Source organism: Microcoleus sp. T3_B1, assembly GCF_036700445.1.
Lineage (GTDB): Bacteria > Cyanobacteriota > Cyanobacteriia > Cyanobacteriales > Microcoleaceae > Microcoleus.
In genome coordinates this window covers 1-13,406 of record NZ_JAUBOX010000129.1, presented here as the reverse complement: position 1 = coordinate 13,406, position 13,406 = coordinate 1, and the positions used below count along the sequence as shown (strand labels likewise).

Annotated in this window: 14 protein-coding genes; all 14 read left to right on the top strand. The window is 44.8% G+C overall.

What is annotated here, in order from left to right:
- Nucleotides 1–125, top strand: a 125-nt coding sequence (locus QT990_RS35950) for a DUF6760 family protein (RefSeq protein WP_445305472.1), incomplete at its 5' end; no start/stop codon positions are given.
- Between the two features lie 25 nt (nt 126–150).
- Nucleotides 151–630 carry a phage tail protein gene (locus QT990_RS33855; RefSeq protein WP_333466304.1) on the top strand — a complete coding sequence of 160 codons (480 nt, stop codon included), beginning with the start codon at nt 151–153 and terminating at the stop codon, nt 628–630.
- 30 nt (nt 631–660) lie between these two features.
- Nucleotides 661–1,974, top strand: coding sequence for a hypothetical protein (locus QT990_RS33850; RefSeq protein ID WP_333466303.1), 1,314 nt, complete (start codon nt 661–663; stop codon nt 1,972–1,974).
- Nucleotides 1,965–2,609: a CIS tube protein gene (locus tag QT990_RS33845; RefSeq protein ID WP_333466302.1), complete on the top strand. Its 645-nt coding sequence runs from the start codon at nt 1,965–1,967 to the stop codon at nt 2,607–2,609. The genes QT990_RS33850 and QT990_RS33845 overlap by 10 nt, the downstream gene beginning before the upstream one ends.
- A gap of 5 nt (nt 2,610–2,614) precedes the next feature.
- Nucleotides 2,615–3,685, top strand: a complete 1,071-nt coding sequence (locus QT990_RS33840; protein WP_333466301.1) for a contractile injection system protein, VgrG/Pvc8 family — start codon at nt 2,615–2,617, stop codon at nt 3,683–3,685.
- 11 nt (nt 3,686–3,696) lie between these two features.
- Nucleotides 3,697–4,401 (top strand): phage baseplate assembly protein V, encoded by a 705-nt coding sequence (locus tag QT990_RS33835; RefSeq protein WP_333466300.1) that lies wholly within the window; start codon nt 3,697–3,699, stop codon nt 4,399–4,401.
- Between the two features lies 1 nt (nt 4,402).
- Nucleotides 4,403–4,726 carry a hypothetical protein gene (locus tag QT990_RS33830; protein WP_106333757.1) on the top strand — a complete coding sequence of 108 codons (324 nt, stop codon included), beginning with the start codon at nt 4,403–4,405 and terminating at the stop codon, nt 4,724–4,726.
- Nucleotides 4,727–5,110: a GPW/gp25 family protein gene (locus tag QT990_RS33825; protein WP_333466299.1), complete on the top strand. Its 384-nt coding sequence runs from the start codon at nt 4,727–4,729 to the stop codon at nt 5,108–5,110.
- Nucleotides 5,111–5,115: 5 nt separating this feature from the next.
- On the top strand, nt 5,116–8,904 hold the full coding sequence (locus QT990_RS33820; protein ID WP_333466298.1) for a putative baseplate assembly protein: 3,789 nt from the start codon (nt 5,116–5,118) through the stop codon (nt 8,902–8,904).
- Between the two features lie 2 nt (nt 8,905–8,906).
- A complete protein-coding gene (locus QT990_RS33815) occupies nt 8,907–9,881 on the top strand; it encodes a baseplate J/gp47 family protein (RefSeq protein ID WP_333466297.1) in 975 nt (324 codons plus the stop codon).
- Nucleotides 9,851–10,900 carry a phage tail protein gene (locus QT990_RS33810; protein ID WP_333466296.1) on the top strand — a complete coding sequence of 350 codons (1,050 nt, stop codon included), beginning with the start codon at nt 9,851–9,853 and terminating at the stop codon, nt 10,898–10,900. Before QT990_RS33815 ends, QT990_RS33810 begins: the two co-directional genes overlap by 31 nt.
- A 74-nt stretch (nt 10,901–10,974) precedes the next feature.
- Nucleotides 10,975–12,639, top strand: a complete 1,665-nt coding sequence (locus QT990_RS33805) for a tail fiber domain-containing protein (protein ID WP_333466295.1) — start codon at nt 10,975–10,977, stop codon at nt 12,637–12,639.
- Nucleotides 12,640–12,684: 45 nt separating this feature from the next.
- Nucleotides 12,685–12,942 (top strand): hypothetical protein, encoded by a 258-nt coding sequence (locus tag QT990_RS33800; protein WP_333466294.1) that lies wholly within the window; start codon nt 12,685–12,687, stop codon nt 12,940–12,942.
- 72 nt (nt 12,943–13,014) lie between these two features.
- Nucleotides 13,015–13,406 (top strand): hypothetical protein (locus tag QT990_RS33795; protein WP_445305471.1); only part of this gene is annotated, 392 nt, incomplete at its 3' end.

Sequence of the window (13,406 nt, the reverse complement as noted above, 5' to 3'; positions counted from 1 at the left end):
CCTATCACTTTCACTGGTCTTACGAACAAATTATGAGATTTGAACACCGAGAAAGACAGCAGTGGGTTGCTGAAGTTCTGCGAATCAATCAAAAGTTAAACGAGCGCTTGGGGTCTAGTTTTTAGAAGAGGAGTTATTCAGGAGTAAATCGTGAAAAAAACACTGTTAAATGTGGGGTTAAGTTTCGCAAATAGCTTAACAGGCATTCGTTTCGATCCTTATAACGCTTCTAACTTTTATCTCGAAATTGAAGGGTTAATAACGGGTGGATTTAGTGAAGTTACGGGGCTAGAGAGCGAAATTGATTTAGAACCATATCAAGAAGGAGGTGTGAATGGATATAGCCATCAATTTCCCAGACGCACTAAATACCCGAATCTTGTGTTAAGTCACGGTCTGACATTGAATGATACGCTTTGGACTTGGTATCAATCGGCAGCTAAAGGCAATATTCAACTCAAAAATGTCACGATTATTTTGCTGAACGGCCAACAATTTCCTGTGATGTTATGGAATTTTAAAAATGCTTATCCGGTGAAGTGGTCCGGCCCTACTTTTAATGCCCGCAATGCCAATGAAGTGGCGGTTGAAAGACTGGAGTTGATTCACCAGGGTATTGATAAAGCTTAGATTTTTAGCCGGAAGGGATTGGTTTAAATTATGTCGGAAGTTAAGCGCTCTTTAACTGAAAAAACGAATTGGCAGGATGGAATTGACCAAAAGTTCCAAGCGCGATTGATGCGCCCTTTAGAAAAGCCAGGGCTGATTAACACTTCTGTGTTAGCAGGAGCAATTATTTCGCGATCGCACCGACTGAGCGATCGGCTACCCTTACTTGCACAAATGGATCGGCGCTGGTCTAGTGTAACGACTCAATCAGCGAATCATCTTCCCCTCGTTTACGCTCATCCTCTACCTATTCCAGAAAAAAATGGGGAAAAAGTTAATCTCTCAGAAATTTCATCTATCCCTAAAGTACATCGAAAAGAAGTACCCATTATTCAAGCCAAATTTGCTCCTGGGAGCGAATCAACCTTACTTCATAACTTGCCTCGGAAAAGCTCGCAACTAAGTGAAGTAAACGACCGAAAACAAACTCATATTCCGGAAAGTATTTCAGAGACTCTAGGCGAATCTTTGGTTTATATTGGTTCAGGTTTAAGAAATTTAGATAATATGGGTCAGCCTAATCAGTCAGCTACTCCGATAAATTCAAATTCTAACTTAGATTTTTCCAAAATCTCAGTTAACCAATTGCCTGTTGTTCAGGCCAAATTAGACTCAGCCACTCAATCTGCCGATATATTATCCCCCAGTAGGCCCGCAAAGTCAGTTAGCAGCGAACTGGGGGAATCAACACTTCCTCTAGTTAAGTTTACGCCGGACTCGATTTCCGAAATGGCATCGCCAACTGCTCCTTTGTTTGGCGAAATAATGGCAGATAGGGTATTGACAAATGAAGGGTATAGCTCTACAGTAAAAGTTATAAGTCAGGCTACCCAAACTCGAAATATGCTATTAACTCCTACGGAGGAGTTGGGCGCAAAAAAGACGGAGTTAACCGGACGAAATTCACAGTTATTAGTTAAGCCAAATATAGTCCCTAGCTGGGAGGGATTGGATACCCAACTTTTATGGTCTGTTCCTCCATTACCCAGCTACAGAACAGTAGCAGCTAATGAGAGTCAGGATTTAGTTACTAAACAATATCGCCCTGGAGAAAAGGCAGAACATAGAAAAGTAACTGAAGTTGCGATCGCCAGAACTGTTCCCCATGCTGATACTAACAATTCGGCCAGCACTTTTGCCAATAGTTCTGCAAGTTCAGCTATACCAGTACAGTATTCGTCTCCTACTGAGACAAGCAGCCCAACTCAGATTGACCTGGATAGTTTAGCAGACAAAGTAGAGCGTAAACTGATACGACGGCTGGCGATCGAAAGTGAGCGAAGAGGACAAAAACGATGGCGCTAGAAAAACTAAAATTTCTAATTGAAGACAAAATTCAAGGAAAACCAGATAAAGAAATACAAGCATTATTCAATCCCAACCAATTGACAATTAGCAAAACAGGTTGGGATGAAGATGCCAAGGGCTTAGTTGCTAGTCGCGCACCCGCGACTTTAACTATTGAGTTATTTTTTGACACTACAACTTTAGGGAAATATCCGCCCGAAAACGTTCAAAACCATACGAAGCAAATTTACAGCTTAACTTTGATTGGGAAAAATGCCAGACCGCCTTTATGTCAAATAATTTGGGGTAAAAATGTTTTATTGCCTCTGGGAATCCTTAAATCTTTAACTAAAACTCTTACCCATTTTTTAGAAGATGGAACTCCCGTTGCTGCTAAATTGAATTGCAATTTTCAGGAGTGGCAAGACCTCACACAACAAAAAAAGATTGAAAATCCAATAGACGACCCGATTCGGATTGTTAAGCAAGGAGAAACTCTCAGCAGCATCGCCGCGCAAGAATATAACGATCCTGCTCTGTGGCGGTTGATTGCCAAAGAAAATAATATGGATAATCCGCGTTTATTGGAACCCGGTAAGCCTTTGACGATACCGCCAAGGCGTGCGGATAGCATTACGCAAGGGAGGCAATAATTACAGTGCCTAACCCTAGTGGAGTTGACTCATTAGTTCCCAAGTTGAACGTCCTGATCAAAGGAAACCGCTTACCTATGGAAACAGTCGGAGATTTACTCTCAGTAACCGTTTCCGAAGATTTGGACATACCCGCTATGTTTACCCTGGAATTGGTGAACTGGAATCTGGTAAAAAGCCAAATTACTTGGGCAGATAGTGAATTGTTCGATATTGGAAATACGGTCGAAGTTCAAATGGGCTATGGGAACAGTTTAAAAACTTTAATTGTTGGAGAAATTACCGGCTTAGAACCGGAATTTTCCCAAACGGCAACTCCGATTTTAGTGGTGCGGGGCCACGATTTGCGCCATCGGCTATTAAGGGGCAGTAAAACTCGCTCTTTTACTCAGGTGAAAGATAGCGCTATTGCTAGTAAAATAGCTGGAGAACAGGGAATTAGTTGCAAAGTTAAAGATACCAGTATAAAATTGGAATACATTTTACAAGCTAACCAAACCGACTTAGAATTTCTCCAGCAACGGGCTAAGCGCATTGGGTATGAAGTAACAGTAGAAGGCAAAACCCTCTACTTTCGAGCGCACCAAAATAATACTCAAAAAGTTTTGACGCTCAATAGAAGCGACGATTTAATAGAATTTTCGCCTCGTTTGAGTACGATGAGCCAGGTGGGACACGTAGAAGTGCATACCTGGGATGTGAAGCAGAAAAAAGCTCTGGTTGGCAAAGCGGGGGCTGGCGATGAAACCACTACCATGAAAGGAGGCACTAGCGGGCCAAAAAATACTAATCGCGCTTTCGGTAAAGCCAGTCATGTTATTATTAATCAGCCTGTATTAAGTCAAGCGGAAGCAGAACAAATAGCTAAAGGACAGTATAATGATATGGCTCTGGCTTATATTACGGGCGAAGGAATTTGTCAGGGAAATCCAGAGTTTCGTGTCGGTTATACTATCGAAATTACGGGTTTGGGTAAACGTTTTAGCGGTCTTTATTATCTGACTTCTGTCACTCATATTTATTCGGAAGATTTAGGATATCGCACGGAATTTTCTGTCAGGAGGAATGCGGCGTAAGGGCAATGAATATGCTATCTTATTTACAGGATGGAAATGAGGGAAGCGATCGCTTTTACGGCGTCACTGTAGGCATCGTGACCAATAACAAAGATGAGGAGGGATTGGGGCGAGTCAAAGTAAAATTTCCTTGGCTGTCTGAGACAGATGAAAGTTACTGGGCGAGGGTACTGACGCCGATGGCTGGGAAGCAGCGGGGACTCTACTTTTTGCCGGAAGTCGATGATGAGGTGTTAGTGGCTTTCGATCGGGGCGATATTTCTTCTCCTTATATTTTGGGCGGGCTTTGGAATGGTCAGGATAAGCCGCCTGAATCTAATACCGATGGCAAAAACAATCTTCGGGTAATTAAATCGCGCAGCGGTCATCAGATTATTCTGGACGATACGGAAAATGCTGAGAAGATTACTATCCGCGATGGTACTGGCAAAAACCAGATTGTCATCGATTCAAAAAATAACGCGATTAGCATCGAAGGAGAAAAAGATATTTCGATAAAAGCCAAAGGTAAAATTAGTCTGGAAAGCAGCGATGGAGATATTTCTATCAAGTGTAAAAATTTAGCTATTCAAACTCAGCAAAATTGTGAAATTAAAGCCAATTCAAAAGTTGAAGTAAAAGCCAATTCTAATTGCAATATTCAAGCTAATGCTGGCATGGCTTTGAAGTGCATGGCAGGTGTTAAAATCAACGATGGTGCGTTGGAGGTAATCTGAAATGCCGGGATATTTGTTACACGCTGGGGCGAGTGTTATTTGCGCTCATGGGGGACAAGCACAACCCACAGCCCCTAATCCCAGAGTTAAAGTGATGGGACAACCTGTGGTGACTCAGGTATTTCCCTATACCGTTGCAGGTTGCGTCAATCCACCACCGCCAGCTAACGTTGGCCCTTGCGTAATGGCGCAGTGGGTGAGTGCTGCACTCCGAGTCAAGGTGATGGGACAGCCTGTTTTGCTACAGGATAGCAAAGCGGTGGCGATACCCACTGGCACTTCGTTGAATATTTTGGTGACTCAAGTTCGCGTGAAGGGAATGTAAATGAATGCTGATTTTTTAGGGGTGGGATGGACATCGCCGGTGAAGCTCAAGGACGGAAAAATCGAAATGGCAGACAATGAAGATTGCGTTCGCCAGTCGATTTTGATGATTCTGGGTACTGCTAAAGGCGATCGCATTATGCGACCCGATTTTGGATGTGGCATTCACGATCTGGTCTTTGCCAATAATAGCCCCGGCACGATCGGACAAGTCATTAACGAAGTGCGTCAAGCGCTGATTGACTGGGAACCGCGTATCGATCTACTGGAAGTAGATGCTAATCCTGATGAAGCTCAGCCGAATCGATTGCTGATTTTAATTAATTATCAGGTTCGCACGACTAATAATCGGTTTAATTTGGTTTATCCGTTTTATTTACAGTAATTATTATGTCGATTCAGCCTCCCAAAATTGACAATCGCAGTTATGATGGCATCGTTAACCAAACGGTTGAACTGGTAAAACACTTTACCGCTTTGGTTGAGCCAAAGCCTAGCGCCTTAGCTGGTCGCGTTTTAGATGAAAATTTTATTGATAATCAAGGCAATACAATTGGAAAATCAGGGGATTTAATCACTGAAGAATTAGCTGAAAAAATTGCTCAAAGAAAAGGTAACGAGTTAGTAAAGGTCAAAGGTTGGCAAGGCGAACCCGATGCTGGGATGGGGCTGATTCGCATTTTTGGGCGCATGGCGGCATTAGTGAGCGATCGCCTCAATCAAGCCCCAGACAAAAATTTCCTGGCTTTCCTCGACTTAATTGGCACTCAGCTATTGCCTCCTCAGCCTGCCAAGGTGCCTCTGACTTTTTCTTTAGTAGAAATGAGTCCTGTAGATGCGCTGGTTCCTGCCCACACTCAGGTAGCTGCCCCACCTGCTGAGGAACAGGAAGAAGAAGTGGTGTTTGAAACCGATCGCGAACTGGTTGTAACGACTGCCCAACTGAAGGCGGTGTTTGTGCGGGAACCTCAGAAAGACAAGTATAGCGATCGCACTTCACAAGCAACAACAGGAAAAAAAGATGCTGCATTTGAGGCGTTTACAGCAGAACAGCCTATTGAACATTGTCTCTATTTAGCTTGCGATGAACTCTTTACTTTGCCTGGTACTAAAACCGTTACTCTGACGATTAACTCGCCTCAAGCATTAGAGTTAGCAAAATTTCAGATCAGTTGGTCATACTGGGATGGCTTAGCTTGGAAACAACTACAGCCAGCAAATCTTCCATCCCCACCAACTAACAGTCAGTGGCAGGTTCAATTACATTTGCCAGTCCCTATCAAAGGCAAAATCAACTGTCTAGAGGCTGGATGGCTACGGGCACGTTTGGATACATCTTTATCCCAAAACTCGTTACAACTCCCTTATATTAATAGTGTTAGTGCTAAGGCAAAGATTGAGTCTAGCGGTATAGCACCTGATTTGTGCTTTTTCAACACGGTTCCCCTCGATCTCAGTAAAGACTTTTATCCCTTCGGCGAACAGACCCACTTTAACGACACGCTGTATATTGCCAGCCAAGAGGTGTTTGCTCGGTCAGGAGCTTCAATTACAGTGAAGGTGCAACTAAGTAGCCCTCCTCCTTTACCAATTAACCCTTCACCTGATTTGGAAATTGAGTGGGAAGTTTGGAATGGTCAAGGCTGGCAGTCTCTAAAAAACTCTAGTTTTAGTGATAAAACTCAAGCTTTTAGCAAAGCGGAAAATGTCCAATTTACCCTCCCTCCTCATATCACCTCAACAACAGTCAATGGGGAAAAGAATTACTGGCTTCGGGCTCGAATCATTAAAGGTAACTACGGCACTAAAGCATCTCAAGCAACCGTCATTACAACACTAAGTGAAAATAGCAAAACTGATGACAAAAATAAGAAAACTGTACTAACTGTCAATAGCGTTAGAGGCTTTATGCCTAATGACCGTATCCAGATAGGCTCTGGCGGTCGAAATCCAGAAGAAAAATCTATTCAAAGCATTGATTTCGAGGGAAAAACGCTCACTCTGGAAGGGGAAATCACCCCCCCCTATCCTAAAGGAACAAGTGTAATGCTCCTTTCAGACTCTACTTTTGGACCGCCATCGGTGAAGTCGTTGAGTTTGAGCTATACCTATGAGGCTAGTAGTTCTTTATCAGCTTGTCGTGCCTATAACGATTTTCACTACGTAGATTTATTAAGTACTGCACTCACAGAAGAAGCAATATCCGGGCAAAAAATTCTCAAACTTGCTAGTGTCTTGGGTTTTGCTAAAGGCGATCGCCTGTGGACCGATCGCACAGAAGAACAGGAAATTGAAGCGATCGATCTCGAACAGAGAACCGTCACCCTACAGTCAGGATTAGCAGCAGATCGGGATGCTGGAAAATTAGTGGAGTTTTTCACTACCCTGAAAGCAGAAGCTAAGACAGGGGAAACACTTCTCAAGCTGTCTAGTGTTAAGCATTTTAGGGCAGGCGATCGCCTGCGAATTGTCCCGACTAATGGCAGCACTACACAAGAATTTGAATGTGAAATAGAAGCAGTCAATGTCGATCGCCAAACGCTCACGATCCGGTCAGCCTTGACTCAAGATTTAGCCGAAAACACGAAAGTTCTGCAATCTTTTCAGCCTTTTAAGGCGACAGCCGATCGATATCCGGCTATCTACCTGGGCTTTGACAAACCGTTTGCGAATCGACACACAAGCCTTTTTGCTCAGGTAGAACCCCCACAGTCTGTGCAACCGAACGATACAGAACCCGTGCGACTGGTTTGGGAATATGCTAGTCCTTCCGGGTGGTCTTGGTTGGGAGTTCAAGATGAAACGAAAGCTTTTGCTGAACGGGGACTGATTCAGTTTATCGGCCCAACTGACTGGAAAAAAACTTCGGAATTTGGTCAAGAGCTTTTCTGGTTGCGAGTAAATTGGCAGGAAGGTCAGTTTCGCGTACCGCCTCGCCTGCAACGACTGCTGACCAATACGATGTGGGCGACTCAGGCAATCACCCTGGAAAATGAAATTTTAGGGTCGAGTGATGGCACTACCAGTGAGATTTTCCGTACCGTCCAAAAACCCGTACTCCAAGGTGAGAAGCTAGAAGTGCAGGAAGTCAAGATTCCCTCTGCTGAGGAACGGGCAGCGATCGAGTTACTAGAGGGAAATGATGCGGTGAAGGTTGTCAGGGATGAGGCTGGACAGATAGAAGCTGTATGGGTGCGCTGGCATAAAGTGCGGGACTTCTATGGTTCTAAGCCGCGCGATCGCCATTATGTCTTGGATCGGTTGACGGGAGAAGTGCGGTTTGGGGATGGGCAGTATGGTATGGTGCCGCCTCAAGGACGCAACAATATTCGCCTGTCCCAGTATCAAACGGGTGGCGGGACGCGGGGAAATTTGGCTGCTAATACCGTTGTTCAGCTAAAAACTACGGTTCCATATATAGAAAAGGTGACTAACCTGGAAGCTGCTGGGGGGGGAACGGAACAGGAATCTATCGATCGGGTAAAAGAACGAGGGCCCAAGTTTCTTCGCCACCGCGATCGGGCTGTAACGATTCAAGACTTTGAGGATTTGGCTTACGAAGCTTTACCGGATGTCGCTAGGGCAAAAGCGATCGCTCCTACTTTTAAAAAGAAGTCCAAGGATCAAAAAGACAACCGATTCAACCCGCTCGATCCTAACTTGTGGCTAGACCACAAGACTCCCAACTTAGATAATCACAACAAAGCCAAAGCTGACAATGCCGGACAAATCAGAATCCTGATCGTGCCGAGAACTACAGCGCCTCAACCTGTTCCCAGTCTGGGATTGATCGATCGGGTGAAGGCTTATATGCGCGAGCGTTGTGACCCCAGTGTAGACTTACAAGTTACTGGTCCAGAGTGGCAGGCTGTATCGGTTACGGCTGAGGTGGTTCCGAAATCCCTGGAGACGGCGGATGCGGTCAGAGCAGCAGTCCTTCAGCAGTTGGAAAAATTCCTACATCCCCTGACAGGAGGAAAAAAAGGTCAGGGATGGGCTTTGGGGCGTTTGCCTCAACAGTCAGATTTATATGCAGTAATCCAGTCAATTCCAGGGGTAGACCACGTTCGGTCTTTAAAGGTCGAACCAGACCCTGAGACGAAACACTTATCTCCTGAGCAGTTGATTTACTCTGGCACCCTTATTATTAGCTCGAACTTGCCAAAGGAGGGAGCATAAAAATGCCATTACCCTTGCCGAATTTGGATGACCGCACCTATGCTGACCTTGTTGAAGAAGCGCGTTCTCTGATTCCGATCGAGTGTCCGGAGTGGACAGACCACAATCCAAGCAATACTGGAATTATCCTGATTGAGTTGCTGGCTTGGTTGACGGAGATGGCATTGTATCGGGTCAATCGTGTTACCGACAAGAATGTGGAAACGTTTCTCTTGCTGCTCAATGGCCCTGAATGGAAGCTGGAAGGGGATTTACAGGTAGCAATTCGACAAACTGTTTTAGACCTGCAAAGACACGATCGGGCAGTTAGTTGTGAAGATTTCGAGAAACTGGCGCTGGCGTGGAAGAGTGACACAATTCAAGGTAAGGTCAGGCGATCGCGCTGCATTCCAGAACGGAATCTGAGTCAAACAGACTCGGTAGCCCGAACCAGAAAAGCTCCCGGACATATAAGTTTGGTGGTGGTTCCGGAATCTATAGACAAAGAACCCAAACCCACACAAGAGCTAACCAAGGCTCTGATGGAATATCTGGATGAATGGCGACTCTTGACTACTCGCCTTCACATCGTAGCCCCCGATTATGTGCATTTAAAAATTAGGGCGCAGTTATATCTAGAGGATGGTGCTAATCCATTGACAGTTCCAGACAAGGCAATCAAGGAGGTAGAAAATTTCTTCGCTCCCCTTAACTCACAGACCTACTGGGAGGGCAAAGGTTGGCCGTTTGGTCAGAATGTCTACATTTCTGAACTTTATCAATTACTGGATCGATTGCCTGGGGTGGATTATGTTCGGGGGGTCAACCTTGAGGTATCTGGTGCTACCAAAACAGAGCAGCTTACTGATAATAATAACCTGACTAGCATTATCCTCAATGACAATGAATTGGTGGCAGTGCAAGTTGACAAAAATAGTTTTACGATGATGGAACAAAGGGGGGGAGAATGGAAACCAATAACCAATCAAGCAGAGTAAGTAGTTATTTGGAGTATCTGCCAGCAAGCCAGCAAGCCGATCCGTTCTTGGGGCGGTTCTTACTGGCTTTCGAGCGGATTTTGAGCGGTTTATCCTCTCCCGAACCTCAAGATCCGTTTTTGAAACAACACGGGTTAGAAGAAGAAATTAACCGCATCCATACTTACTTTAATCCGGCGACAAAAGAAGACTCTGATAAAGCTCAGAGTGAATTTTTACCTTGGTTGGCGGGTTGGGTGGCTTTGAGCTTGCGGGATGAATGGACGGAGGAAACCAAGCGCCAGTTTATCAGACAAATTGTGCCGTTGTATCGTCGGCGCGGAACAAAGGCAGGTCTTGAAAAAATTCTACAGCTTTATCTGAAAAGCTCTAATTTGCCTGAAAAGGTTGAGGTTTTTGAATTTGACGATCCGCCGCACTACTTTCAAGTCCAGGTAACATTACCAGATCCTGACGTGGAAAAGTATTGGCGACAGGCTCGAATTGCCAAGGCGATTATTGACCAGGAGAAGCCAGCGCATACCTATTATGGTCTGAAAATTCTGGTGCCAACAATGCGGATCACGGGCAATGTGTATCCCATCTGTTTGGATAAACCTGGTACGATCGTCGCCACTGTCAGTCAAACTAATACACCCAAAAGCTCTTTGAGGCTCAGAATTAAAGCTAATTTGGGACAGCCAGAACCCAACGATCAGAAAATCGACAGCAGCGATCCCTTGAAAGTTACATACACAGTGGCACAACAGCAGACGGAGCAAAACAATAAATGGTATGTATATGTAATCGTTGATAACCTGAGCGATCGCCAAGTTGAAGTCAATCTAACTGTTAAATATCGTCCGCAACCCCCGTCGAATGAACAGGAAAAAGAAGAAATTAAATTGGATAAAAAGGGAGAAAAAATACAGCGAGGCTTGAGAATTTTTAAGATTCAAGGAAAACCGCCGAGAGAAGGGAATACAATTTTGGGAACCGATATGGTAATAAAAAAAGAAGCATCTCCATCACCCACATAAAGAAGAAAAAAAACAGCAAAAATATCGAATTGTAAAGTAAAAGTTGAATAAAAATAACAGAGAGGAAACGCAAGATGGCACCCAACGAAATAGACAAAGAACAAGAAAAAGCAATAAACCAGCGACCCAACTATTTTGCTGGTCAGTATCTACTTGAAGATGACTTTCAGTTAGAACAGAAATACCATATAGACCGTCAGCGCCGCCACAACCGTCTTCTCCATGTATCAGGGATTGCCGAGGGGTTGAAAGTCAGCCTAGGTGAAGATAAGAAAGTAAAGGTATCAGCAGGAACGGCGATCGATTCACAAGGACGGCAAATTATTCTGCCAGACGATCAATCCGTTGGATTAGAGGAAGTAGCCAACCCTAAACCATTAAAAAATGGTGAATATACTTTATCAATTAGATATGAAGAGGAGCTAACAGAAAAACAGGGTAGTGAGGACAAAACGCATCGGCGCGTGCAAGAAAAGCCCGCATTTGAGCTAAGTAATGAGAAAAGTAAATCAACTACACCAGACGTTATACCACTTGCAAAGCTGACAATTAAGGGGGGTAAAGTTGAAAATGAGGAAAATATCGATCAGAGTGTCCGACAGTATTCAGGGATTTGCTTACCTACGGAAGATGGGGAGGGAGTCACGTTGCGATCGCATGGCGCTGAAAATCAAAATTTAGCTATTCTTACTGGCAATTTGAGCATTAGCGGAACGCTTGCCGTAACAGGAAAAACTACCATGACAGGAGATATCACAACACCAGGCAGTCTGACAGCCGGAAAAATCACGGATGGGAAAGTCACTATCACCAAAGGCACTATCCAAAAAGGAGCGTCTGAAATTGATTTAAGCAAAGAAGAGAACCCAGATTTAGGTCTTTATTCACAAGAAGAAGGCAAGTGGGTCAGATTTGTATCAAACAAAGGTGACTTTTTCTTTTCCTCGGCAGGACAATATGGCAACGGTTCAGATCCTTTAGTCAAAATCGATCCGCAAGGAAACTTAACTGCAAAAGGCGGTTTGACAGTCACAGGGAACACGCAACTAAAGGATTTGAATGTCAGCGGAAATTTAAACCTAGGAAATTCTAACGTATCAATGGCAACATTAAAGATCGATGCAGGTGCAAGAAAAAACGAGCTGGTAATAGGAAGCCAAGAGGCAGGACGAAAAGCTTTGAGACTCAGGGATACGGGCGATCAAATGGATATAGAAGCGATAGGATCGAACCTCTACATCAACAGCAGCAATGGGATAAACATCAACGCGAACGAAGGAGAAGCGGATATATATCTCAAGGGAAAAGTCAAGATTACAAAGGGGATTTCTTGCGGGGGAAATATCACAATAAAATCAAGCAGAGGGCTGTATCTGAGTAATGCGGGTGATAAAAGATCGGAGATGACGGCATTATTTAAGGACGCAGCTCTGGAACACGAATATATGACATTAGAAATTGTGAGTACACGAGAGAAGAAAGAAAATATTACATCTCTTTCGGCCGAGGAGGCAATCGGAACCATAGACCAATTGACCCCAGTAAAATACGACTATAAAATAGGGCGAGCTTTCCGGCAGAACTTAGGATTTATTGCAGAAGAGATGCCAGAAAATCTTGCCAGTGAAGACAGAAAGACCATATCACCATTTGAGGTCATCCCTATTCTCACGAAAGTGCTACAAGAACACCAGAAAACGATCGCCGCAATCCAAAACCGACTGAATGAGATCAAATAGGGAAAGGCTAGACATTAACGCAAAACTAAAAAAGAAGGAGAGCGAATGAAACCGAGCATAGAAAAGCGTCTAAAAACCCTCAAAGCCGAATATGAAGCGGGACAAAAACTCTACGCGGAATATGAAACCAAACAGCGCAACTTGCGAGAAACTCTCCTGCGGATTAGCGGGGCAATTCAGGTACTAGAAGAAGTCATCGGCGAAGATGACAGTGAGGCGAATGGTGAAGTGTCTCAGCCCGAAGATAGTCCAGGCGAACTGCAACCGCAAGGTGAACTGGCACCGGCAGGAGAAGGGACGTAAGGGCCGAATTTTCCCCCGACAATTTGGGTCAACAGTCAACTCGTACAAAACACATTGTGGAAGGAGGAACAAATGGACAAACAAAGCACGCACCAAAAGAACCCTGCAGCCCCAGCAAGATCGCACCCTACCAAAACAAGCGTAAAATCCCCGGTACACCAGGAGGACGACCTGCAAGGGGCGATCGGCAATCGGCAAATGGGACTCCTGATGGAGACACATCCCCACATTCACCCATCCAGTCTAAACGCCACGATGCTAGGCGAGATGCCAATGCTGGGGGGTATGATGCCGGTCAGTCAGGGGAGGATTCAGCGTCAACCCTTATTCGGGGGTTTGTCCCAGGAGATGAGGTTGGAAAATGCTACTCTGGCGCTACCCGCAACAGGGGCGCTGGTACAGCGGAAGCTGACCCTCGGCACGCCAGGGGATATGTACGAAGAAGAGGCCGATCGGGTGGCGCG